Annotated in this window: 21 protein-coding genes and 1 pseudogene; 15 read left to right on the forward strand and 7 right to left on the reverse strand. The window is 63.8% G+C overall.

Features of this window, described 5'->3' with window-relative positions; all coding sequences use genetic code 11:
• Window positions 1-10 precede the first annotated feature (10 nt).
• The 4 genes from N2597_RS25140 (at window position 11) to N2597_RS25155 (ending at window position 4173) form a co-directional block, all read left to right on the forward strand.
• Complete coding sequence (locus N2597_RS25140; protein WP_096763873.1) at window positions 11-919, forward strand: homocysteine S-methyltransferase family protein; 909 nt, start codon at window positions 11-13, stop codon at window positions 917-919.
• A 183-nt stretch (window positions 920-1102) separates the two neighbouring features.
• Window positions 1103-2221 carry an ABC transporter substrate-binding protein gene (locus tag N2597_RS25145; RefSeq protein ID WP_183595992.1) on the forward strand — a complete coding sequence of 373 codons (1119 nt, stop codon included), beginning with the start codon at window positions 1103-1105 and terminating at the stop codon, window positions 2219-2221.
• Window positions 2222-2290: 69 nt separating this feature from the next.
• A complete protein-coding gene (locus N2597_RS25150) occupies window positions 2291-3343 on the forward strand; it encodes a FecCD family ABC transporter permease (RefSeq protein ID WP_096763875.1) in 1053 nt (350 codons plus the stop codon).
• Complete coding sequence (locus N2597_RS25155) at window positions 3340-4173, forward strand: ABC transporter ATP-binding protein (RefSeq protein ID WP_183595994.1); 834 nt, start codon at window positions 3340-3342, stop codon at window positions 4171-4173. The genes N2597_RS25150 and N2597_RS25155 overlap by 4 nt, the downstream gene beginning before the upstream one ends.
• On the opposite strand, the gene N2597_RS25160 is transcribed toward N2597_RS25155, so the two are convergent.
• Window positions 4155-4583, reverse strand: coding sequence for a MarR family winged helix-turn-helix transcriptional regulator (locus N2597_RS25160; RefSeq protein WP_086156758.1), 429 nt, complete (start codon window positions 4581-4583; stop codon window positions 4155-4157). The genes N2597_RS25155 and N2597_RS25160 overlap by 19 nt on opposite strands.
• Window positions 4584-4789: 206 nt before the next feature.
• Here N2597_RS25160 and N2597_RS25165 point away from each other — a divergent pair.
• The 3 genes and pseudogenes from N2597_RS25165 to N2597_RS25175 all read left to right on the forward strand — a co-directional run bounded on the left by N2597_RS25165 (window position 4790) and on the right by N2597_RS25175 (window position 7361).
• A pseudogene (locus N2597_RS25165) lies at window positions 4790-6600 on the forward strand (chloride channel protein).
• 75 nt (window positions 6601-6675) lie between these two features.
• On the forward strand, window positions 6676-6942 hold the full coding sequence (locus tag N2597_RS25170) for a type II toxin-antitoxin system Phd/YefM family antitoxin (RefSeq protein ID WP_106796372.1): 267 nt from the start codon (window positions 6676-6678) through the stop codon (window positions 6940-6942).
• The gene (locus tag N2597_RS25175) at window positions 6939-7361 is read left to right on the forward strand and encodes a type II toxin-antitoxin system VapC family toxin (RefSeq protein ID WP_106796371.1); all 423 of its coding nucleotides are present in this window, start codon (window positions 6939-6941) and stop codon (window positions 7359-7361) included. The genes N2597_RS25170 and N2597_RS25175 overlap by 4 nt, the downstream gene beginning before the upstream one ends.
• A gap of 25 nt (window positions 7362-7386) precedes the next feature.
• On the opposite strand, the gene N2597_RS25180 is transcribed toward N2597_RS25175, so the two are convergent.
• The 5 genes from N2597_RS25180 to N2597_RS25200 all read right to left on the reverse strand — a co-directional run bounded on the left by N2597_RS25180 (window position 7387) and on the right by N2597_RS25200 (window position 12518).
• Window positions 7387-8157, reverse strand: a complete 771-nt coding sequence (locus N2597_RS25180; RefSeq protein WP_086156760.1) for an ABC transporter ATP-binding protein — start codon at window positions 8155-8157, stop codon at window positions 7387-7389.
• A 9-nt stretch (window positions 8158-8166) separates the two neighbouring features.
• Window positions 8167-9150, reverse strand: a complete 984-nt coding sequence (locus N2597_RS25185) for an ABC transporter substrate-binding protein (protein ID WP_097664961.1) — start codon at window positions 9148-9150, stop codon at window positions 8167-8169.
• 38 nt (window positions 9151-9188) lie between these two features.
• On the reverse strand, window positions 9189-10040 hold the full coding sequence (locus N2597_RS25190; protein WP_183595996.1) for an ABC transporter permease: 852 nt from the start codon (window positions 10038-10040) through the stop codon (window positions 9189-9191).
• Between the two features lie 10 nt (window positions 10041-10050).
• Window positions 10051-11403, reverse strand: coding sequence for an LLM class flavin-dependent oxidoreductase (locus N2597_RS25195; protein ID WP_183595999.1), 1353 nt, complete (start codon window positions 11401-11403; stop codon window positions 10051-10053).
• 329 nt (window positions 11404-11732) lie between these two features.
• A complete protein-coding gene (locus N2597_RS25200) occupies window positions 11733-12518 on the reverse strand; it encodes an IclR family transcriptional regulator (protein WP_040113061.1) in 786 nt (261 codons plus the stop codon).
• Between the two features lie 249 nt (window positions 12519-12767).
• On the opposite strand from N2597_RS25200, the gene N2597_RS25205 reads away from it, so the two are divergent.
• Genes N2597_RS25205 through N2597_RS25240 form a run of 8 tightly spaced genes read left to right on the forward strand, consistent with a single transcriptional unit; the run spans window position 12768 to window position 20928 of the window.
• Window positions 12768-13841, forward strand: coding sequence for an ABC transporter substrate-binding protein (locus tag N2597_RS25205; RefSeq protein ID WP_064685157.1), 1074 nt, complete (start codon window positions 12768-12770; stop codon window positions 13839-13841).
• Window positions 13842-13862: 21 nt separating this feature from the next.
• On the forward strand, window positions 13863-15377 hold the full coding sequence (locus N2597_RS25210) for a sugar ABC transporter ATP-binding protein (protein WP_106796368.1): 1515 nt from the start codon (window positions 13863-13865) through the stop codon (window positions 15375-15377).
• Window positions 15374-16336 (forward strand): ABC transporter permease, encoded by a 963-nt coding sequence (locus tag N2597_RS25215; RefSeq protein WP_106796367.1) that lies wholly within the window; start codon window positions 15374-15376, stop codon window positions 16334-16336. Before N2597_RS25210 ends, N2597_RS25215 begins: the two co-directional genes overlap by 4 nt.
• Window positions 16333-17274 (forward strand): ABC transporter permease, encoded by a 942-nt coding sequence (locus N2597_RS25220; RefSeq protein WP_106796366.1) that lies wholly within the window; start codon window positions 16333-16335, stop codon window positions 17272-17274. The genes N2597_RS25215 and N2597_RS25220 overlap by 4 nt, the downstream gene beginning before the upstream one ends.
• Window positions 17271-18203, forward strand: coding sequence for an amidohydrolase family protein (locus tag N2597_RS25225; RefSeq protein ID WP_183596001.1), 933 nt, complete (start codon window positions 17271-17273; stop codon window positions 18201-18203). The genes N2597_RS25220 and N2597_RS25225 overlap by 4 nt, the downstream gene beginning before the upstream one ends.
• On the forward strand, window positions 18196-19506 hold the full coding sequence (locus N2597_RS25230; RefSeq protein ID WP_183596003.1) for an alanine racemase: 1311 nt from the start codon (window positions 18196-18198) through the stop codon (window positions 19504-19506). Before N2597_RS25225 ends, N2597_RS25230 begins: the two co-directional genes overlap by 8 nt.
• Window positions 19507-19540: 34 nt before the next feature.
• Window positions 19541-19885: a RidA family protein gene (locus tag N2597_RS25235; protein ID WP_183596005.1), complete on the forward strand. Its 345-nt coding sequence runs from the start codon at window positions 19541-19543 to the stop codon at window positions 19883-19885.
• A gap of 29 nt (window positions 19886-19914) precedes the next feature.
• Window positions 19915-20928: a succinylglutamate desuccinylase/aspartoacylase family protein gene (locus N2597_RS25240; RefSeq protein ID WP_183596007.1), complete on the forward strand. Its 1014-nt coding sequence runs from the start codon at window positions 19915-19917 to the stop codon at window positions 20926-20928.
• Here N2597_RS25240 and N2597_RS25245 read toward each other — a convergent pair.
• On the reverse strand, window positions 20925-22109 hold the full coding sequence (locus N2597_RS25245; RefSeq protein WP_183596009.1) for a hypothetical protein: 1185 nt from the start codon (window positions 22107-22109) through the stop codon (window positions 20925-20927). The two genes, N2597_RS25240 and N2597_RS25245, sit on opposite strands and share 4 nt — an antisense overlap.
• Between the last annotated feature and the right edge of the window lie 12 nt (window positions 22110-22121).

Genomic DNA, 22121 nt, shown 5'->3' on the forward strand with positions numbered 1-22121 from the left:
AGATCTCTTCATGAGCACGATACGAATCCTCGATGGCGGCATGAGCCGCGAGCTGTTGCGGCTCGGCGCCGAATTGAAGCAGCCCGAATGGTCGGCGCTGGCGCTGATCAATTCGCCGGATATCGTTCGCGAGGTGCATAAGGAGTTCATCGATGCCGGCTCTGAGGTCGTCACGACCAACAGCTATGCGCTGGTGCCCTTCCATATCGGCGAGGACCGGTTTCGGAAGGAGGGTGCAGCGCTGATCCGTCTTGCCGGTCGCTTAGCGCGCGAGGCGGCCGATTCCGTTACTGGTCGCAAGGTGCTGGTCGCCGGTTCGCTGCCGCCGATCTTCGGCTCTTACGAGCCGCGGAATTTTCAGCCTGCGCGGGTGCAGGATTACCTCAAGGTGCTGGTCGAAAACCTCGCCCCCTTCGTCGACATATGGCTCGGCGAGACGCTGAGTCTGATCGCCGAGGGCGAGGCCGTCCGCGAGGCGGTGGCGGCATCGGGCAAACCCTTCTGGATTTCCTTCACGCTGGCGGATGATGAAGCGGATATCAAAAGCGGCGAGCCGAAGCTTCGTTCCGGCGAAAGCGTCGAGGCGGCGGCGTCCTGGGCGGTGTCATCGGGTGCAGAGGCCTTCCTGTTCAACTGCAGCAAGCCCGAGGTCATGCGGGCAGCTGTGGAGACGGCAGCGCGGGTGTTCCGCAAGGCGGACGCCCCGATCGAAATCGGCGTCTATGCCAATGCCTTCGAAGGCGAACAGGGCGCATCGGCCGCCAATGAAGGCCTGCACGAGACCCGCGACGATCTGAACGGCGATGTCTATTCGCGTTTTGCCTGCTCCTGGGCCGAAGCCGGCGCGACGATTATCGGCGGCTGCTGCGGCATCGGTGCTGCCCATATCCATCGCCTCGGCAAGACGCTTTTGCGCTGAAGCCGCAGAGAGTGGCGGCGGTCGTCATGCGTCCGCTGTCTCCGATCGATCGGGATGAGGTGCGCCGTTATTCCTACCGCCGAAACCTAGGCTTTGCCGGTGAGAGAGCCTGTCGATAAATAACTTGATTTGTTTGATCATCTTTTATAACCCGGCCTCGTATTTAACTGTTGGAAGGTTGTCATGAATTTTAGATCCGTGGCCGGCTGGCTGGCTGCCTCGTTTATTTCTATTTCCGCTGTTTTCTCCGCGTCCTCTGCCATGGCAGAGCAGAAAACGATCACCGATGTGATCGGCCGCCAGGTGAAGGTCGACCTTCCGGCCAAGCGCGTCGTTCTCGGCTTCTATTTCGAAGATTACATGGCCGTCGGCGGCGAGAAGGCCTATGTTTCCGTCGTCGGGATTTCACGCGAGGCATGGGAGGGCTGGGTTCCCGCGAACTGGAAGATGCACCTTGCCCACCGCCCCTCGCTCGGCGACATCGCCGATGTCGGCGAAGTGGAAGCGCAGACCTTTTCCATCGAGAAAGTGCTGAGCCTCAATCCCGACCTGGTCATCCTTGCCGACTGGCAGTATCAGGCGCTCGGCCAGGACGCCCATCGCTTGGAAGAGCAAGGCACTCCGGTCGTCGTCGTCGATTACAACGCTCAGACCATCGAGCGCCATGTCGCCTCGACCGTGCTGTTCGGGCAGCTGACCGGCCAGGATGCACGCGGCAAGGAAATCGCCGATTTCTACGCCGGCGCGCTGAAGGACATCGCCGTCCGCGTCGCCGCGTCGGGCAAGCCGAAGCCGAAGGTCTATGTCGAATTCGGCAACAAGGGACCGGCGGAATATTCCTTCACCTACGGCAAGAACATGTGGGGCGCCATGTCGACGGCCGCCGGCGGCGACAATATTGCAGCGCCCTTCGTGGAGTGGTGGGGTCCGATCAATCCGGAGCAGGTGCTGGCGTCCAAGCCGGATGCCATCTTCATTTCCGGCCGCGAGAACAACAAGAGCGAGACCGCTCTCCCGATGGGACAGGGTGTCAAGGCCGACGAAGCCCGCGAAAAGCTCAAGGCTTTCGAAACCCGCCAGGGCTGGAGCGAACTGCCCGCCGTCAAGGACGCCCATCTCTTCGGCGTCTATCAAGGCGCCTCCCGCACGATCTCTGATTTTGCGATGGTGCAATACATCGCCAAGCAGCTCTATCCCGAGCAGTTCAAGGATGTCGATCCGGTTGCCAACTACCTCGGCTATTACAAGAAGTATCTGCCGGTGGTTCCCGAAGGCACTTTCGCCATCGCCGTCAAGGGTTGATCCTGGTCGGTCCTTCTTTGCGAGCGCCATGTTCCATGGCGCTCGTTTTCCGTTGAAATGGGTGTTTGGATGACAGTGACCGCCCGCAATGCCGAAGCGATCGGCGCGCACCGCCTGCGCGAACGCAGGCGCTGGCGCAGTCTTCTGATTTTCGTGGCTCTGATGGTGGTTTGCCTCGTTCTCGATATCGCGACAGGCCCGTCGCTGCTGTCGCCAGTGGAAGTGGTGCGTTCGCTCACAGGTCTCGGCGAGCGCGCGGCCATGACTGACGCCATCGTTCGCGGCCTGCGCCTGCCCATGGCGCTGATGGCGCTTGCCGTCGGCGCAGCACTCGGGGCCGGAGGCGCGCAGATGCAGACGCTTCTCAACAATCCGATGGCAAGCCCCTATACCCTCGGCATGGCGGCTGCGGCGGGGTTCGGGGCGGCGCTGGTGTTGGCGCTCGGCGATTTCGGCCTCGATGCGATGATCGCCGTGCCGCTCGGCGCTTTCGTCTTTTCCATGTTGGCGGCGCTCTTTCTCTTCACGCTGGCATCGATGCGCCGCATGACGGCGGAAACCATCATTCTCGGCGGCATCGCTCTGCTGTTCTTGTTCCAGTCGCTGCTGTCGCTCATCCAATTTCTGTCCTCGCCGGAGCTGTCGCAGCAGATATTGTTCTGGCTGTTCGGCAGCCTGACCAAAGCGACCTGGCCGACGCTTGGCCTGACCGCGGCTGTCACCCTCGTCTGTTGCGCTATGCTGATGGCGGATTCCTGGAAACTCGCGGCCTTGCGCATGGGGGAGATGCGGGCCGCAAGCCTCGGCGTCAACGTCCGGCTCTTGCGCATGAAAGTCCTCGTCATCGTCGCGGTGATGACGGCGACCGCCACGAGTTTCGTCGGCGTCATCGGCTTCATCGGCCTCGTTGCCCCGCACATCGCCCGCATGACGGTCGGCGAGGATCAGCGCTTCTTCCTGCCGATGTCCGTCGTCAGCGGCGCGCTGATGCTGTCGGCCGCCTCCGTCGTGTCGAAGTCGATCATCCCCGGCGCGCTGTTTCCCGTCGGCATCGTCACCGCCATTGTCGGCGTACCGTTCCTGCTGTGGTTGATCTTCGCGCCGAAGAGATCTGGCGCATGATCCGCCTTGAAAACATCGCCATCGAACGCGGCGGGCAAAGGATTGTCTCCGGTATCGATACCAGCCTGGAGGCCGGCAAGATCCACGCTGTCATCGGCCCCAACGGCACAGGCAAGACCACGCTTCTGCGGGCGCTCTTCGGCGACTTGCCGCTCGCCGAGGGCAGGCTCACGCTTGGCGGCAACAGCCTCTCCGCCGGACGCACGAGCGCGCGGACGCTGAAGTCCTGGCGCGAAAGCTTCGCCTATATGCCGCAGGACACCGCCGCCGATATTGCGCTCACCGTTCTCGAAGTCGTGGTGCTCGGGCGGCTTGGCCGGCTGTCGCTGCACATCGATGACGAGACGCTCGACATGGCGATGACGCGGCTTTCGCAGGCCGGCATCGCCCATCTTGCCGGCCGCGACATCGCGTCGCTCAGCGGCGGACAAAGGCAGATGGCGCTGTTTTCGCAGGTGCTGATGCGCGCGCCGAAAGTCATGCTGCTGGACGAGCCCGTCAGCGCGCTCGATCTGAAGCATCAGATCGCGCTGCTCGATCTGGTGCGCCGGGAAACGCGCGCCAATGGCTGGGTCACCATGGTCGTGCTGCACGATCTCAATCTGGCCTGCCAATATGCCGACAATCTGCTGGTGATCGCTGAGGGAACGATGAAGGCGAGCGGTCATCCGCAATCGATCGTCACGCCGTCGCTCATCGCGCATACTTACGGTGTAGATGTCGAGGTATTGCGCGATCGGCGCGGTCAGCCCGTCATTCAGCCGCTGGTCGCCGAAAACGCCGAGGGTGAGCTGCCGAGCAAGGCGGCGGTTCATTTTGCCGTCTTCTGAAGCTCGAGCAGAAGCTCGATCAGCTTCGGCGCCATCACCCTGATTTCTGAAAGATGGACGGCGCTCAGCCTCATCAGAAGCTCATCCGCCTTCTCTGTCAGAAGGATCGTCTGGCGACGCCTGTCAGTAGGATCGGCATGGCGCTCGACCAGCCCTGCGTCCGACAGCCGTCCGACGAGTTCGGTCGCCGTATGGGGCGCGATGATCAGCCGCTCGGCCAGCATGCCGATGGTCATGGCTTCGCCGCCGCGTTGTCCCTTGATCGCCAGGAGCGCCTGATGCTGCTGCACGGGCAATCCCTCCGACTGAGCGGCCGAAGCGCTGAAGTCCATGAACTGGCGAAGCGCAAATCTGAGATCGGCGAGCGCCTCGTAATCCTCCGGTCTCAGCGGCGGCGGGATTTTCTTCACAGTCATTCTCCTCTGCCGCTTGGTTCGCAGGAGGCGATCCATGCGTGCGCTATTGCCGATCTCGAATAGATGCACGGCCGCCAGCCGGTCAAGTGAGGCATCTTCCGACAGATTTTCGTCTTCTCGCTTTCGTCCATTGATTTATATCGTATCACGATATAATGACGCCACATGAGCAGACCCATTTCCGCGTACCAGAGGCTTCCATGGCGCAGCAGCAACCAAGCAACCGCCCGCATGATTTTACCGGCGGTCTTTCCCGGCGCGAGGCCGGCGATTTCACCACCGACAGGCGGGTGCTCCTGCTGATCGGAATGTCCATCATTATTGGGACATCAGGTGCGTTTGCGGCCTGGTGTCTCGTCAGCCTGATCGCGCTGGTGACGAATGTCATCTGGTTCGGGCAGATCGGCATTCAGCCTAACTCTCTGGCATCAGTGCCGCGGTCTCTGTGGATGGTGCTGGTGCCGCCGCTCGGCGGGCTGGTCATCGGCCTGATGGCCCGCTTCGGGTCAGAAAAAATCCGCGGCCACGGCATTCCCGAGGCGATCGAAGCCATCCTGATCGGCGGCAGCCGGATGTCGCCGAAGGTCGCGGTCCTGAAGCCGCTGTCCTCGGCAATCTCGATCGGAACCGGCGGCCCGTTCGGCGCCGAGGGGCCGATCATCATGACCGGTGGGGCGATCGGCTCGCTCTTTGCCCAGTTCTTTCACATGAGTGCGGCGGAGCGCAAGACGCTGCTCGTCGCGGGTGCCGCCGCCGGCATGACGGCGATCTTCGGCTCGCCGATCGCCGCGGTCATGCTGGCGGTCGAACTGCTGTTGTTCGAATGGAAACCGCGCAGCTTCATTCCCGTCGCCGTTGCCGCCGGTGTGTCGATCTGCTGGCGCCCGCTGCTCTTCGGCACAGGCCCGCTGTTCCCGACCCATTTTCAGGTTGATTTGCCGTGGTGGGGGATTTTCGCCTGTGCGGCGCTGGGCATCATATCGGGGCTGCAATCGGGGTTGTTGACGACGCTGCTCTATAAGATCGAGGATCTGTTCGAGGCGCTGCCGATCCACTGGATGTGGTGGCCGATGCTCGGCGGTCTCGTCATCGGTCTCGGCGGCCTGATCGAGCCGCAGGCCATGGGCGTCGGTTACGACATTATCGATGGCCTGCTCAACAACCGGCTGCTCGCGCCGGCAGTCATGTCGATCCTCGTGGTGAAAACCGTCATCTGGCTGTTTGCCCTCTCGTCGGGAACCTCAGGCGGCGTGCTCGCCCCCCTTCTCATCTTCGGCGGCGCGCTCGGATGCTGGTCGGGCTGATTATGCCTGGCAATGATCCCGGCTTCTTTGCACTGCTCGGCATGGCGGCGATGATGGGCGGAACAATGCGCGCGCCGCTGACGGGAACCTTCTTCGCGATGGAGATCACCGGCGACGTCAGCACGCTCGTTCCCCTGCTCGCCGCAACCGTGGTCGCCTATGCCGTCACGGTGCTGCTGCTGCGCCGCTCGATCCTCACCGAGAAGATCGCGCGCCGCGGGCAGCACATCACCCGCGAATACGGCGTCGATCCGTTCGAGCTTTCCCGGGCAAGGGAAATCATGATCACCGAGGTCGATACGCTTCCCGTTACCATGACGGTCGGAGAAGCCTGCGATTTCTTCGCCTCGCAGCAGAAGACGCACCGGATCTATCCGCTGGTCGATGCTGCGGGCAAGCTCGCCGGCATCGTCTCGCGAGCCGATGCCCTGCTCTGGCAGGGCAAGCCCGACCTCGCGGCCCAGACGCTTGGCGAAACCGTAACGGATAATTCCGTCCCCGTCGGACATCCTGATGATACCGTCGCCTTCATTGCAGACCTGATGCTGTCGACGGACAATGGCCGTATCCCGATCGTCGATCCGGCCTCAGGCAGGCTGTGCGGCCTGATCGCCCGCAAGGATCTTCTGCGGCTACGCAGTTCGTTGAGATCCGCGGAACTGGACCGGCGGCCCTATCTGACCGCAGGAGCGAGACGCAAACCGTGATAGCTACGCCGCTTGCCACTCCTCCGGCCTGGGCTTATATAGTCACTATGGTCATTCTGGTCATAGAGTTGAGCAATGCGGCCGTCACGGCAAGGCAATGAAAGCTGGACCGTCGCCAGCGCAAAGGCAAAGCTTTCCGAGGTTATCGAACGCGCGCAATCCGCGCCGCAAACGATTACCCGGAACGGCAAGCCGAGCGTCGTCGTCGTCTCCGCCGAGGAGTGGCAGCGCAAGACTGCGCGCAAGGGTACGCTTGCCGAATTCCTGATGAGTTCGCCGCTGCGTGGCGCCGATCTGGATCTCGAGCATAAACGCGACGAACCGCGTGATCCCGAACTGTGAGGCTTCTGCTGGACACCAACGTGCTGTTGGAGGTGACGAAGCCGAACCCCGACATGCGCGTCTTGGCTTGGCTGGATAAGCTGGATGAGGATCGCTCCTTCATCAGCATCGTGTCTGTCGCGGAGATCCGGCGCGGTGTTGCCCTGATGGACAGCGGACGGAAACGCGACGCGCTGGCCGAATGGCTTGCCCGGGACCTGCCGCAACGCTTCGAGGGCCGCATCATTCCGATGGACGAGCCGGTTGCCTTAGCCTGGGGTGACCTTATGGGGCCCGCGAAGCGGAACGGCCGCGGCCTGTCGTCGATAGATGGACTGATCGCTGCAACCGCGGTTGCTCACGATCTCACTCTCGCCACGCGCAACACCAGGGATTTCGAGGGGTTCGGGATCGAACTCATCGATCCCTGGATCGCATAGCCCCGCGAAGGCTGCGGCGCAGCCTTCAATGCAGCCCGAACAGGTTGAGCAACTCCTCGCGGTGCCGGACGAATTCCGGGGCGCTGCGGTCGCGGGGTCGCGGTAGATCGATGTCGATCAGGCGCGGCTCGCCTCCCTTTTCCCGAGGCAGGATCAGAATCCGGTCGGCGAGATAGATCGCCTCCTCGAGATCGTGCGTGACGAGAATGGTCGTCACATCCTCATCGCGCCAGATGCGGGCGAGCTCCTGCTGCATGCCGATCTTGGTCATCGCATCGAGCGCGCCGAGCGGTTCGTCGAGCAGCAGGATTTCCGGCTGGACGGCAAGCGCCCGGGCGATGCCGACGCGCTGTGCCATGCCGCCGGACAGTTGCCTTGGATAGGCCGCCTCGAATTGCTGCAGGCCGACGAGCTTGACGTAATGGCGCGCACGCGCCCTCGCCTGCTCGCGGGTGAGACCTCTCGTTTCCAGCCCGAAGGCGACGTTGCCGAGGACGTCGAGCCAGGGAAGAAGGCGCGGCTCCTGGAAGATGACGGCGCGTTCCGCGCCGACGCCGCGGATTGTCTTGCCGTCGACGATTACCTCACCGGTATCGGACTCTTCGAGACCGGCCAGAACCCGGAGCAAGGTCGTCTTGCCCGATCCGCTGGCGCCGACGATGGCGAGGCTTTCACCGGAGCGGATGTGGAGGTTGATATCTTTCAGAACCTGCAGATGGCTGCCGTTCAGCTTGTAGGATTTTGAGAGGTGACGGATCGTCACCTCTCCGCGGCGAATGTCCTGGGCGAGGCTCATTGCAGTTCCTCAGTTGCTTGCCGGCTTGGCGTCGGCGGTGAAGATGATGTCCTTGGCCGCGAGCTGGCCCTGCTTCAGCTTGCCTTCGCGAACCAGGACGTCGATCCAGAACTGGATGTCGCGCTCGACTGGCAGGCCGCCGGCGCGCACGCCGTAGCCCCGGAAATACTGCGCGATATCAGGGTTCTCGCCCCGCTCGCTGAGTGCCTTGGCCAGGATCTTCTTGGTCTCCTCGGGATGTTCGCGGGCATAATCGAGGGCACGGGCCGATTGCTCGACGAAGATCTTCGCAGCCTCGGGATGCTGCTGAATGAAATCACGGCGCAGGACCACGAAGCCGCCGGCGATGTCGCCGAGCACGTCGGTATCGTCGAAGACCGCGCGCAGGCCGCCGTTCTTCAGCGCCGCACCCTCGAAGGTCGTCTGCCAATAGCCGAAGGCGGCAATATCGACCTGCTTGGAGCGCAGCACCTGCTCGAGCTGCGGCCCAGGAACGACGACCTGGTTGGCGGAATCACTCGGCAGGCCAACGGAATGCAGGGCTTCGCGGATGGTGTAATCGAGATGGGCGCCGAGCGTGTTGACGGCGATGCTCTTGCCGGCAATGTCCTTGATGCTTTTGATCGGGCTGTCTTCCAGCACGTAGAAGGTCGACTGCACTTCGTCATTGATGCCGTTCGACGGATAGGCGGCGACGAAATCATTGCCGCCGATGATCGAATTCAGCACGGCGGAGGTGGCGGCGCTGCCGATCTCCACGTCCCCGGATGCAAGAGCGATGAGAGAGGCCGGGCCGCCCTGGGCATAGCCGACATTCTCAAACGTGATGCCGGTGTCTTTGAAATAGCCGAGCGCGTCGGCAAGTTCATGGGCGGCAAGGCCGCCTTGGCTCGCGAGGTAGCGCAGCTTCACTGCGTCGGCGGCAGCGGCCGGCGTGGCAAGACCGAGAGCGATCACGGCCGGCAGGAGAAGGTTGCGGGGATGGAACGTCATGGAAAGTCCTTTCGGAAAAGAAAAATCGGAGGAAGAAATCAGGCGTTCGGCTGCGACCAGCGGCAGAGGCGGCGCTGCAGGAGGACGAGCAGGGCATTGACGGCAAGGCCGAGGAAGGCGAGCAGGAGGATCGCCGCAAACATCAGCGGGATCTGGAAATTGTACTGGGCGTTCATCACCTGGAAGCCGATGCCCTTATTGGCGCCGATCATCTCGGCGGCGATCAGTAGCAAAAGCGCCGTCGTCGCCGAGAGGCGCAGCCCGACGAAGATCGCAGGCACCGAGGCCGGCAGGATGACGCGGCGGAAGATCGTCAGCGGTCCGGCGCCATAGGTCCGCGCCATCTCGATAAGCTTCCTGTCCACCTCCTTGACGCCGCCGATCGTGGCGAGCAGCACCGGAAACAGCGTCGCCCAGAAGATCACGAAGATCTTCGACGTTTCGCCGAGGCCGAGCAGCAGGATGAAGACCGGATAGAGCGCCAGCGCCGAGGTCTGGCGGAAGAGCTGCAGGATCGGATCGAGCGCCTGTTCGACCGCCCGAAACTGGCCCATGAACAGGCCGAGCGGAATGCCGACCACGACGGCAAAGGCGAAAGCCGTTCCCGATCGCTGCAGGCTGACGGCGATATCATCGAGCAGCGCGCCATTGGCGAGGTTGGTCCAGAGAGCCGACAGGATCACGTTCAAAGGCGGGAAGATGGCCGGATTAATCCAGCCCCTGGTGCTCGACAGCTGCCAGAGCAGGAGGAAGGCGATGAGCAGACCGTAGCGCGGCAAAAGCGATGCGAGCACACCGCGCACATGCGACGCGAAAGTGGGCCTATTGCTTTCGCCGCTCTTCAGGCGACCGAGGCTTCTCGGGAGGGTCTGGTTGATTTCATAAGCCATGTATCGCTCCTCACTCTGCTGCTTGGAGAGCTGCACGTCCGGCAGCCCATCGATTGGCCGGGAAAGGCAGACCGAGATTTTCCCGGAGCGTCTTGCCCTCATAGGCCGTGCGGAACAGGCCGCGGCGCTGCAATTCCGGGATGACGAGATCGACGAAGTCGTCGAGCGCGGTCGGCAGCCAGGGCGGCAGAATGTTGAAGCCGTCGGCGGCTTCGTTCTCGAACCATTGCTGCAGCGTGTCGGCGATCTGTTCGGCCGTGCCGACGATGGTGTAGTGACCGCGGGCCGATGCGATCCACTGATAGAGCTGGCGGATGGTGAAATTGTTTTCGTCGGCGATCTGGCGGATGAGCGCCTGGCGGCTCTTCATGCCCTCGGTCGGCGGCGCCGGCGGCAGCGGCCCGTCGAGGTCGTAGCCGTGCAGGTCGAGCGTGCCGCCGGTCAGGCCGTTGAGGAGGCCGATCCCGTCCTCTTCGACGATGAGCGACGTCAGACGGTCGTACTTCTCCCGCGCTTCGGCTTCGGTTCTGCCGACGAAGGCGGAAACGCCGGGCATGACCAGGATGTGATCGGGGTTGCGGCCGAGGCCGCGGGCACGTGCCTTGATATCCCGGTAGAATTCCTGGGCGGTTTCGATGTGCTGATGGGCGGTGAAGATCACCTCGGCCGTTGCTGCGGCAAGCCCACGCCCGTCTTCGGACTGCCCGGCCTGCACGATGACGGGATGGCCCTGCGGCGAGCGCGACACGTTGAGCGGGCCGCGCACGCTGAAATGTTCGCCGCGATGGTCGGTATCGTGCAGCTTCGCCGGGTCGAAGAAGACGCCGGTCTCCTTGTCGCGGATGAAGGCGTCGTCCTCGAAGCTTTCCCAGAGTTTGCGGACGACGTCGACGTGCTCGGCGGCGCGGCGATAGCGCTCGGCATGCGGAAGCTGGGTGTCGCGGTTGAAGTTCTGCGCCGTGAGGTCGCCTGTCGTGGTGACGACGTTCCAGCCGGCGCGGCCGTCCGAGATCAGGTCGAGCGAAGCAAATTTCCGGGCAGTGGTATAAGGCTCCTCGTAGGTGGTCGACGACGTCGCGATGAAGCCGAGATGTGTGGTCAGGGGTGCGAGCGCGGAGAACAATGTGACAGGTTCAAAGCCGGCCACGCGGGCGTTGCCGCCTTCACGCGCGCCGCCGAAACCGACCGCCAGTCCGTCTGCCAGGAAATAGGCATCGAAGAGGCCGCGCTCGGCTGTCAAAGCGAGCTTTTTGTGAAATTCGAAACTGGTGGCGCCATCGGCCGGCTGGTCGGGGTGGCGCCAGGATGCAACATGCTGTCCGCCGCCAGGAAGAAATGCTCCAAGCCTGATTTTCCGTGTCATTTCGCGTCCTCTCCGTTTGCCGCCAACGGCTCCGTCGTTTCGGGGCCAAGGTCAGTTTGGCTATCAGGACGTTAGAGTACGTTCTCCATAGATTTTATAGAGAAACTTCATTTCCAAATTGCGGGAGAAGAGTGAATAGTTTTGCGAGAACGGTGTGAATCTGGAAATCGGAGATCGGCGCCCCCGCAAGATGGCGTCTTGCGCTCGGTCGCTGCGTGGCTGTGTCAGGCGGGTGGGCGGCGTTTTAGCGGCTGTCGCTGAACGCCTGCGGACGCACCGGCTTGTCGACGAATGTCCGTGCCGGCAGATATGCCTTGATATGCAAGGCGTCAGCCCCGTCTTGGCCGGGCCGGGGCATGTTCCAGGCCGGCGGCGGCCTTCTTCAGGCAGTCGAGATAGCGGTCCCGGTTGGCGATGCCGTCGTCGCGGGGCGTGACGAGGCAGAGCGTTGCTGCGGCATGGCCTTCCTCGCCGCGCACCGGCACGGCAAAACAATGAGTGAAACTGTCGACGATGCTGTTGAAGGTAAAGAGACCTTCACGCTCGGCCTGGCGCACCTCGGCGATGAAGGTCTGAGGCTCGAGCCATTCGCCGCCCGGCAGGCGGAAATCCTGCGGCGGAATGAAATTCAGGATGTCCTGATCCGACAGATGCGCAACCAGCAGGCGGCCCGACGCCGTCCACGGAATCGGCACCGATTGGCCGACATCGGTCGAAATGCGGAAGGGCCGCGCGCCTTCGCGCATGCGTACGACTGTGTATCTGTTGCCATCCAGCATGCAGAACTGCGCCGTCTCCCGTGTCTCGTCGGCAAGCCGTTCCAGCGTCGCCTCGCATTCGCGGGTAAAATCGAAATGGTTCTCATAGGCGGCGCCGAGGAAATAAAGCTTGCGGCCGAGATAGACGCGCCCCTCGCCGCCGGTGAATTCGAGAATGCCATTGCTCAGCAGCAGGTTGACGAGTTCGTACACCGATGAGCGCGGCGCACCGATCTGCGCGGCGATTTCATTCGGCTTCAAGGCCTGCCGCTTCTGGCGCAGGAAATCGAGGATCTCGAAGGCGCGGTCGAGCCCTCGGGCGCGCTTGCCGGCTGCTTCGTCCTGAACTGCATCCATCACTGTCAATCCGTTCTTCTTGGGCCCCGTGCTTGTCGGGCTCTGTTCTTGTCCGGCCAAGCTTTTCAAGCCGTCTGCCGCGACTGTCAATCGATCGCGTCATGCTTCGCAAATGAATCTTCGCACCCCCTCTTGCGGGGTAAAAAAATCGGCATAAGATCGGCTCGTCCGGTATAAAGATCATATGTACAATATAGCGGACAATTACAAATGGCAAGCCGCCAGCGCTGCCGCAAAAAGGGGATCGACATGAAGAATTTTGAAGAAAGCATTTCCGTTTCACTGCGCCGCCGCCTTCTCGCCGGCGCTGCCGCCGCAGCCACCCTGCTTGCCTTTTCGGCCGGCACGGCCTCAGCCGCCGCCAATTGCATCAAGGGAGACAGGAAGGCGCCCTACACGATCGGCTGGGCGAACATCTATTCGGTGCCGACCTGGATGAAGCAGACCGAAGGCACCATCACGGCCGAAGTGGAGGAGCTGAAAAAGGCGGGTCTCGTCAAGGACCTGATGATCACCGACGCGCAGGGCAACGCCCAGACGCAGATCCAGCATATCCAGTCGATGATCGACGCGAATATCGACGCCATCGTCGTCATCGCCGGCTCCTCCAACGCGCTCGATCGCGTCATTTCCGATGCCTGCGACAAGGGTATCGCCGTCGTCAATTTCGACAGCCTTGTGAACACCGACAAGGTGACGGCGAAGATCAACACCGATTCCAACGAATGGGGCGCGACCGCGGCCAAATGGATGGTCAGCCAGCTCGGCGGCAAGGGCAAGATCATCATCATGAACGGCCCGGCCGGCATTTCGGTCAGCGACGACCGCCGCAAGGGCGCCCAGCCGGTGCTCGATGCCAATCCGGGTCTGCAGGTGATCACCGAGACCAACACCGAATATAACGTCGCGCCGGCACAGGAAGCGATGACCAGCCTGCTGTTTGCCAATCCCGAAATCGACGGCGTGCTGTCGCTCGGCGGCGCGCTGTCGGCCGGGTCCGTCCTTGCCTTCGAGCGCCAGGGCCGCGACCAGGTACCGACGACAGGCGAAAATGCCCGGCAGTTCCTGGAACTCTGGAAGGAGAAGGGCCTGAAGGGCTGGGCGACGATGCAGCCGAACTGGCTCGGTGCGCTTTCCGTCTATACCGCCGTGCAGGCGCTGCAAGGCAAGGACGTGCCCTCCTTCGTCAAGGTGCCGCTGCCCGTCATCGACGACAGCACCATCGGCAGCTACCTCGCCCGGGCCGACAAGTTCCCGGCTGACGGCTATATCTACTCGGATTACGACAAGGCGCTGTTCGACAAGCTGCTTGCCACCAAGTAATCCGGATTGAGGGATGCCGTCATGACGGAAAAAAGGCCCCTGCTGGAAGCCCGGCAGGTGTTCAAGGGATTTTTCGGCAATCCGGTCCTGAAGGGCGTTGATATCGCTCTTCTGCCGGGCAGGGTTCACGCCCTGCTCGGCGAAAACGGCGCCGGCAAGTCGACGTTGATCAATCTGCTGTCCGGCGCCCTCCAGCCGGACAGCAGCGCCATCCTCATCGACGGCAGGCCTGTCGGGCGTTTCAGCCCGGCGGCGGCGCGCGCCGCCGGCATCGCCGTGGTTCAACAGGAGCTGAGCCTGACGGCCAGCCTGTCGATTGCCGAAAACATCGGGACCGGCGCCTTTCCGCGCCGGTTCGGCCTCATCGACTATCGAGCGCTGCATCGCGGCGTACGAGAGGTCTGCGACATGGTCGGACTTACCGAGCCGCTCGACATGCCGGTCGCCGATCTCGCCCTCGGCCGCCGCCAGATGGTGGAAATCGCCAAGGCGCTGTTCCGCAAGCCGCGCGTGCTGATCCTGGACGAGCCGACCTCGTCGCTCTCGGCGCACGAAGCCGGCATCCTGGCCCGGCTGATCGAGACTCTGAGCGCGCGCGGCACGGCGCTTCTTTATATCTCCCACCGCCTCAACGAGGTGCAGGCACTCTGCTCGCATGTCACCGTGCTGAAGGATGGCGTCGTCACGGCGGATCAATCGCTGTCCGGCATCGACGGCGAGGGTCTGGTGCGCCTGATGGTCGGCCGCGAGACCGGCGACCTGTTCCCGCCGCGCCCGGCCGCGGCACCCGGTGCGATGTGCATCAGCGTCGAAGGTTTTTCGGCCGGCATGGTGCGTGATGTCGCTTTCTCCGCCCGCGCCGGCGAGATCGTCGGCATCGGCGGGCTGGTGGGACAAGGGCAGGAAGACCTGCTGCTCGGCCTCTATGGCGCGATTCCCGCGTCTGCCGCCCGGGCGGAAGTATCAGGTAAGCCCGGCCTGCCCGCCGATGTTGGTGCGGCGAATGCGGCGGGCATCGTCTATGTGCCGGCCGACCGCAAACATGAGGGACTGGTGCTGCCGCATTCCATTGCCGCCAATCTCATCCTGCCCTCGCTCGGACGGCTCGCCCGCAAGGGGCTGCGCGACCTGACGGCGGAAAGCGGCCTGGTCGCCAATCTCGCCCGCCGGCTGACGATCAAGGGCGATACGACCCGCCCGGTGCAGGCGCTCTCCGGCGGCAACCAGCAGAAGGTGGCGCTTGCCAAATGGCTGCCGCTCGATCCCTCCATTTTGCTTCTCAACGATCCGACCCGCGGTGTCGACATCGAGACCAAGCGGGAAATCTACCTGATGCTGCGCGCCTTCGCCGCCGAGGGGCGGCTCGTCATTCTCGTCAGTTCGGATACGCCGGAACTCGTCCATCTCTGCGACCGCGTCGTGGTTCTGCGCGAGGGCCGCGTCGCGGCAACACTATCGCAGGATGCGATCAGCGAAGGCGCGATCGTCGGTGCGGCCATGGGTATTGCGGCTACGCCGCGGGGAGAGGCGGCATGAGCACGATTTCGTCATCCCGGCTCTACGGTTCGATCCAGCTCCGCCGCAACCGCGGCCTTGCCGGCCTCTATCTGGTCGTCGCCGGCTTTCTCATCCTCTACGCGGTGCTCTTTCCCGGCATCCTGACCATCGGCGGATTTTCCAAGTTCACGCAAAACTGGTTCCCGCTCGCCCTCGTCACCATGGCACAGGCGCTGCTCATGCTGAACGGCGGCATCACGCTGGCGATCGGCCCGCTGGTCAGCCTCGGCGCGGTGATCGCGGCGACGACGATGCAAGGGGTGCTCGGCGTGCCGGGCGGCATTGTCGCGGTCGCGCTCGCCGGCCTTTCGATCGGCGCCGTCATCGGCGCCATCGTCACGTATCTGAGGCTGCCGGCGATCATCGTCACGCTGGCCGGCTCCTTCATCATCAGCGGCGTCGCGCTCATCCTGCTGCCGCGGCCGGGCGGCTTCATTCCCGACTGGCTGTCGACGGTGCTTGCCGGCCACACGCCCGTCGCCTTCCTGCTGCTGGTGGTGATCCTGGTGCTTTGGAAAGCCTTTCTCGCCACGCCGCTCGGCCTCGGCATCTATGCGGCCGGCGACAACCCGGTCGGCGCATTTCGCTCCGGTGTCCCGGTCGAGCGGGTGAAGGTCACAGCCTTCGCACTCTCCGGTCTGCTTGCGGCGCTGACCGGCCTCTTTGTCGCCGCACAGACCGGCTCGGGCGATCCCGTCATCGGCACGCCCTTCACGCTGAACTCGATCGCCGCCGCCGTGCTCGGCGGCGTCGGCTTCCTCGGCGGCAAGGGCACGATGCGTGGCGCGATCTGCGGCAGCCTGCTGCTCTCGGTGATGATCAACGTGATGTTCTTCATGGGCTTCCCGCCGGTCGCCCAATATGTCGCGCAAGGCTTGATCATCGTCGGCGCGGTCGCCGTTCCGGAGCTTCTTGGGGTTTGGAGGGCAAGGCGATGAACATCATCCGATCCGCGTTTCGCAATCCGCCGCTGCTGACCTTCCTTCTGGTCGCCCTCGTCTGGATCGTTGCAAGCTTCACATTGCGCGGTTTCGGCGCCTATGGCCACCTGCGGTACCTCCTTGAACTCGCCGCGGTGATCGGCATCGTCGCGGCCGGTCAGACGCTCGTCATCCTGATGGGCGGCATCGATCTTTCGGTCGGCGCTGTTATCACAGTCACGGCTATCCTGCTGCCGCTGATCTCGCCTGCCTGGGATCCGACTGGCCTTGCCGGTATCGCCGTAGCCCTTGCCATCGCCACGGTCATCGGCCTGATGAACGGAGCGGGAGCGGCTTATCTTCGCGTGCCGCCGATCATCATGACGCTTGCCATGGCGACTTTCCTGCAGGGTCTGCTCGTCATCGTCGCCGGCGGCAGCGCCGTCACCGTCACCAACCCGGCGGTCATTCTGCTCGGCCAGGCGCGGCCGTTCGGCATTCCCTCGGGCATTCTGCTTTGGCTCGCCGTCTCGATCGTCGTCCTGCTGCTTGTCCACCGCATGCCGATCGGCGCCCGGTTCCTGGCGCTCGGGGTAAACCCGCTCGCCGCCCGGCTTTCAGGAATCAGCGTCACCCGCAATACGCTCATCGTCCATACCCTGTCCGGTTTCTTCGCCGGGCTTGCCGGCATTCTGGTGCTCGGCATGAACCGGCAAGGTTATGTCGGCATCGGCGATCCCTATCTGCTGACGTCGATTGCCGCCGTCGTGCTCGGCGGCACGTCGATTCTCGGCGGCCGCGGCACCTATGCCGGCACTATCCCGGGGGCGATCCTGCTCGTCACCACGACGGCGCTGATCACCGTCGTCAACGCTTCGCCCGGCTGGCGCTCGATCATGTTCGGCACGCTGATCCTCGCCCTGCTGCTGGTGTCCGGCCGCGAGGCGCGCAGATGACGGAGCGCTACGGCGGGCCGGTGATCGACCCACACCACCACCTCTGGGACCTCAGCCTGCAGCGCCATCCCTGGCTTCAGAACGCGCCGGCTGGTCTCGCGCCGATCCTGCGCGACTACGGCATTGACGATTATCGCGCCGATGCCGCGCAACAGAACGTCATTGCGACGGTGCATGTGGAGGCCGGCTGGTCGGCTGCCTACCCGCTGGAAGAGAGCCGCTGGCTGGATGGCCTCGACCGCAGCTCCGGCGTGGCCCACCGTTATATCGCCGGCGTTCCCCTCGACGGCCCGGATGCCCCGCGCCTGCTCGAGGCGGAAGCGGCAAACCCCAACGTCGTCGGCATCCGCGATATTCTGAGCTGGCATCCCGATGCGGCGAAGCGTTTTGCATCGCGTCCGGATCGCATGGGCGATCCCGCCTGGCGCGCTGGGCTTGCCCATGCCACGCGGCTCGGGCTGGTCTTCGACCTGATGCTCTATCCCTGGCAGATGGCCGAGGCGCTCGACCTGGTGCGGGCCTTTCCGCAAACGCTTTTCGTCCTCAACCACGGCGGCAGCCCCATCGACCGGACGGAGGACGGCATGGCGCTCTGGCGCCGCGGCCTGCGGGCGCTCGGCGGCGAGCCGAATTTGCGCCTGAAGATCTCCGACCTCGTCGCCTATGACCATGCGTGGACGCTTGAAAGCCTGCGGCCGGTGATTGCACATTGCCTCGATTGTTTCGGCCCTGAACGTGCGATGTTTGCGAGCGATTTTCCGGTCGCCGGCCTGCATGCTTCTTTCGACGAGGTCTATCAGGTGTTCCGCACGGTCGCCGCCGAGCTCTCCCTCGACGAGCAGCGCGCTTTGTTCTTTGCCACCGCCAACGAAACCTATCGCCTTGGTTTGGCCGATCCGGCCGAGATCGGGAGAGGCTCCCATGTCTGACCTTCATGCCGCGAACGAAAACATCCTGATCGACGAGCGGACGCGCGGCTTTCCCCCGGGCCATCCGCCTCTTTCGCCTGTTGCGATCGGACAGCAGGGGTGGAAACCATATGACGGCAGGATGGCGCTGCCGCTGCTCTCCCTCGACCGGCGGGCCTTCGCCGGGAATGTCGAGCTGATGATGGCCTATGTGAAGGGCAATAGCGCCGACATTGCTCCGCATGCCAAAACACCGATGTCGACAGCGCTGGCGGACATGCTTCTTTCGGCCGGCGCGTGGGGTACGACCGTCGCCGACATTCGCCAGGCCGCCGTGCTGCTTAGGGCGGGGCAGCGCCGCCTGATCCTTGCCAATGAGATCGGCGGGGCCGCCGCCGCCCGCCGGCTGGCGGCGCTGCTTTCGGACTATTCCGATGCGGAAGTTCACGTCTTCGTCGATTCGACAGCGCTGGTCGAGGCGCTTGCCTCCGCCTGGCTGGAACGTGGAGATCTGCCACCGCTCGGCCTGATGGTGGAATTCGGCGCCGGCCGCGCCGGCCTTCGCAGCGCTGATGCTGGCGCGGCGATTCTCGATGCGATCCTTGCCGTGGAGACGCCGGCCTTCCGGCTGAGCGGCATCGCCGCCTATGAGGGCGCGGCGGCGACCGCCGATCCGGAAGAGACGATGCTTCGCATCGACGCGCTGATGGCGATGACATCAGATTTCCTGCCGAAGATCCGCGCCCGTATCGGCAGCGAACGGCCGCTCCTCGTCACATCAGGCGGTTCGGTGTTTTTCGATATCGTGGTTGCGCGGCTTTCAGCGGTTGTCGCAGCCGATCCCGCCTGCCGACTGGTGCTGCGCAGCGGCGCGATCTTCTTTCACGATCATGGCGTCTATGAACGTGGCCTTGCCGGTCTCGATGCGCGCGGCGGCTTTCGCATCGGCGGCGAAATCGTTTCCGCGGCGGCAGGTTTCCGTCCGGCGCTCAGGATCTGGGCCGAGGTCCTGTCGCGGCCGGAGCCAGGGCTTGCGATCTCAGGTATGGGCATGCGCGATGTGGCGATGGACCAGGGCCTGCCGCGGCCCTTGGCGCGTTATCGCAATGGCACGCGCTTCGCCGATCTCGAAGGCGCCAGGGTTTTCCGCCTCAATGATCAGCACGCCTTCATGGCGCTTGCCGATGACAGCGACGTCGCCGTGGGCGATGTCATCGAGTTCGGCATCTCACATCCCTGCACCTGCCTTGACCGGCATGCGATCCTTTATGGCCTCGATCCGGATCATTCGGTGACGGCAGCCTATCTGACCAGCTTCGGCTGAACTCCCTCGTTAAACCAAGAAAAGGAAAAGCTGCATGATCCAGCGTTATCAGAAGGGCTCGCGTATGAGCCAGGCCGTCAGCTACGGCGGTCTCGTCTATATTGCCGGTCAGGTTGCGGAAAACCGCAAGGCCGATATCGAGGAGCAGACCCGCGATGTGCTCGGCAAGATCGACGCCCTTTTGCAGGAAGCCGGGACCGATCGCTCGCGTCTCCTCGCCGTCAACGTCTTCCTGCCGGCGATTACCGATTTCGAGGCGATGAACGGCGTCTATGACGGCTGGATCGACGTCGAAAACCCGCCGGCCCGCGCCTGCACCGAAGCCCGCCTGGCCGACCCGGACCTGCGCGTCGAAATGACTGCGGTGGCGGCGCTGTAACTGCGGCGACCGCCCGCACTGGAGGGACCATGCATAGCGGCCTCGTCAATCCGATCGACTTTTTGCGTGAGGGCCGCCAAGCCGGCCATCTCGCCATTCCCTATTCGATCGACCGTTCGCCCTATTATCAGATCCGCATTCCGATCCTTCGCCTCAGAAATGGCCAAGGGCCATCTTTGCTGCTGATGGCCGGCAACCACGGCGACGAATATGAGGGCGAACTGCAGCTCGGACGGCTGATGCGCCTGCTTGACGTCGCTGACATAAGTGGCGCCGTCACCATCCTGCCGATGGCGAACCTGCCGGCGGTTATGGCGGCCAAACGCTGCTCGCCCTTCGACGGCGGCAACCTCAACCGGGCCTTTCCCGGCGATCCCACGGGGGTCCCGACAGCGCGCCTGGCGCATTTCCTAGAACACGAACTCTTCCCGCGCCATGACGTCGTCTTCGACCTGCATTCGGGCGGCACGTCGATGGCACACCTGCCTTGCACGTTGATCGAGCGGCAGGCCGACGCCACCCGCTTCCAGCGGTCCGTCGCGCTTATGCGGGCGATGGGCGCATCGCATGCCTTCATCGCCGATAATGGGCGGGCGGCGCCGACATCGATGGGAGCTGCGGCAAGGGCCGGCATCATTGGTCTTTCCGGCGAGTTCGGCGGCGGCGGAACCGTGACGCCCGCGACGATGGCCTTCACGGCGGCAGCGATCGACCGGCTGCTGGTGACACTCGGTATTATCGGGCGTCCGGTCCTCTCCCGCGCACCGCTCGCCGAGCCGGGGCCGCTGCAACTCCTGTCGCTGTCGCGGCACAGCCAGGGCATCTATGCCGACCGCAGAGGCTGGTTCGAGCCGGCCGCAGTCCTTGGCGCGATCGTTTCGGCCGGCGATCTGGCCGGATGGTATCACGATCTGGAACGCCTGGAGCAGCCGGAGGAAGAGCTGCGCTTTGCCGAGGACGGCATCGTCATTTCCCACCGGCTGCATTGCGACAGTCAGGCCGGCGATTGCCTGATCCAGGTCGCCGAACCGATTGCCGCTTAGCTGATCCCGTCGACCGCCGCCCTGACCCAGTCGAGACGTTTTGCCGGGATCAGGCCGTAATTGTAGAAGTTCACGCCGTCGGCCCCGGCATCGGCGGCGGCCTTGGCGCGGGCCGCCAGTATCGCGGCTTCACCGACCTCGGGATAGAAGACACGCAAGCCGACGCCGAGGAATTTCTCCGGCCCGATCGCCGCCCGGCCGGTGCGGATGACATCACCGACGGCATCCGGCGTAATGTCGTAGCAGCAGAGGATCGCCCCGTCGCAGAGCCTGCCAACAGCTGAGAGATCGACGCCGCCGAGCCAGCCGTGCTTGAGGTCGATCAGCACGATCCGGCTCGCCGGATCGGCCGCCGCCTTGATCTCGCCGATGAGGCTGGTCACCGGTTCGCTGCGCCAGGCGAGATAGGCGTGCAGATCCGGATGATCGAGGAAGGCATTGATGCCGGCCGCCGGAAAATCCGGGAACTGCCGTTCCGGGATATCACGTTCGCAGAATTCGGCGATGAAGCGCGCCACCGATCGGCGTGCGCCTTCGACCGGTACACCGGCCTTTGCCGCGCGCGCCGTGCAATGATCGCAGAAGCAGAGCGACAGCAGGAAATCGTCTTCGGCATTGAGGCCGACGCCGTCTTTCTCGTGATGGTATTCATGCGCGAAGCCCATGAAGTTCGGGCTTTCGAGCTCGACCATATCCGGCCGATAGTTGGTGGTGATGTCGCGGACAAGGGTGACGGCATAGGCGCGCGCCGCCGGGCTGGAGGGGCAGAGATTATAATAGTTGGGATTGCCGAAGGCGTTCCGCGTCACGTGATCGGGATGCAGCATGCCGAGGCGGCTGTTGTGAAGGCAGACCGTCCAGCAGGAGACAGCGAGACCGGTCGCTTCACGCTCCCTGGTCAGCGCCTCCAGCATGTCGCCGCGCTCGGTGACATTCCCCGCCATCAGCGGCCGGATCACCTTGTCCTGCCACAGGCGTTCGTCCGGCCGGAAGTAGACCGTTCCGTCCTCCGGAAAATAGGCCTTCTGCTGCGGGCTGCGCGGCTGGAGAAAGCGGCCGGCATGATAGGAGGTCGCCATGCTGATCGTATTGAGGCCCGCCCGGTTGCGAAACTCGGCGGCAATCGCTTCGAGCCCCTGGTCCTGGATATCCCACGGGTAGGTCCACATGGAAAGATGCATGGCGCGCTCCGC

It is taken from the genome of Rhizobium sophoriradicis (assembly GCF_025200795.1).
Taxonomy (GTDB): domain Bacteria; phylum Pseudomonadota; class Alphaproteobacteria; order Rhizobiales; family Rhizobiaceae; genus Rhizobium; species Rhizobium sophoriradicis.

What these genes read in the sequence shown, in the direction of transcription:
- N2597_RS25140 (WP_096763873.1), top strand. Translation starts at nt 11, where the DNA reads ATGAGCACGATACGAATCCTCGATGGCGGCATGAGCCGCGAGCTGTTG.
- N2597_RS25155 (WP_183595994.1), top strand. Translation starts at nt 3,340, where the DNA reads ATGATCCGCCTTGAAAACATCGCCATCGAACGCGGCGGGCAAAGGATT.
- N2597_RS25205 (WP_064685157.1), top strand. Translation starts at nt 12,768, where the DNA reads ATGAAGAATTTTGAAGAAAGCATTTCCGTTTCACTGCGCCGCCGCCTT.
- N2597_RS25150 (WP_096763875.1), top strand. Translation starts at nt 2,291, where the DNA reads ATGACAGTGACCGCCCGCAATGCCGAAGCGATCGGCGCGCACCGCCTG.
- N2597_RS25190 (WP_183595996.1), bottom strand. Translation starts at nt 10,040, where the DNA reads ATGGCTTATGAAATCAACCAGACCCTCCCGAGAAGCCTCGGTCGCCTG.
- N2597_RS25220 (WP_106796366.1), top strand. Translation starts at nt 16,333, where the DNA reads ATGAACATCATCCGATCCGCGTTTCGCAATCCGCCGCTGCTGACCTTC.
- N2597_RS25200 (WP_040113061.1), bottom strand. Translation starts at nt 12,518, where the DNA reads ATGGATGCAGTTCAGGACGAAGCAGCCGGCAAGCGCGCCCGAGGGCTC.
- N2597_RS25210 (WP_106796368.1), top strand. Translation starts at nt 13,863, where the DNA reads ATGACGGAAAAAAGGCCCCTGCTGGAAGCCCGGCAGGTGTTCAAGGGA.
- N2597_RS25170 (WP_106796372.1), top strand. Translation starts at nt 6,676, where the DNA reads ATGCGGCCGTCACGGCAAGGCAATGAAAGCTGGACCGTCGCCAGCGCA.
- N2597_RS25180 (WP_086156760.1), bottom strand. Translation starts at nt 8,157, where the DNA reads ATGAGCCTCGCCCAGGACATTCGCCGCGGAGAGGTGACGATCCGTCAC.
- N2597_RS25195 (WP_183595999.1), bottom strand. Translation starts at nt 11,403, where the DNA reads ATGACACGGAAAATCAGGCTTGGAGCATTTCTTCCTGGCGGCGGACAG.
- N2597_RS25185 (WP_097664961.1), bottom strand. Translation starts at nt 9,150, where the DNA reads ATGACGTTCCATCCCCGCAACCTTCTCCTGCCGGCCGTGATCGCTCTC.
- N2597_RS25225 (WP_183596001.1), top strand. Translation starts at nt 17,271, where the DNA reads ATGACGGAGCGCTACGGCGGGCCGGTGATCGACCCACACCACCACCTC.
- N2597_RS25235 (WP_183596005.1), top strand. Translation starts at nt 19,541, where the DNA reads ATGATCCAGCGTTATCAGAAGGGCTCGCGTATGAGCCAGGCCGTCAGC.
- N2597_RS25145 (WP_183595992.1), top strand. Translation starts at nt 1,103, where the DNA reads ATGAATTTTAGATCCGTGGCCGGCTGGCTGGCTGCCTCGTTTATTTCT.
- N2597_RS25240 (WP_183596007.1), top strand. Translation starts at nt 19,915, where the DNA reads ATGCATAGCGGCCTCGTCAATCCGATCGACTTTTTGCGTGAGGGCCGC.
- N2597_RS25215 (WP_106796367.1), top strand. Translation starts at nt 15,374, where the DNA reads ATGAGCACGATTTCGTCATCCCGGCTCTACGGTTCGATCCAGCTCCGC.
- N2597_RS25245 (WP_183596009.1), bottom strand. Translation starts at nt 22,109, where the DNA reads ATGCATCTTTCCATGTGGACCTACCCGTGGGATATCCAGGACCAGGGG.
- N2597_RS25230 (WP_183596003.1), top strand. Translation starts at nt 18,196, where the DNA reads ATGTCTGACCTTCATGCCGCGAACGAAAACATCCTGATCGACGAGCGG.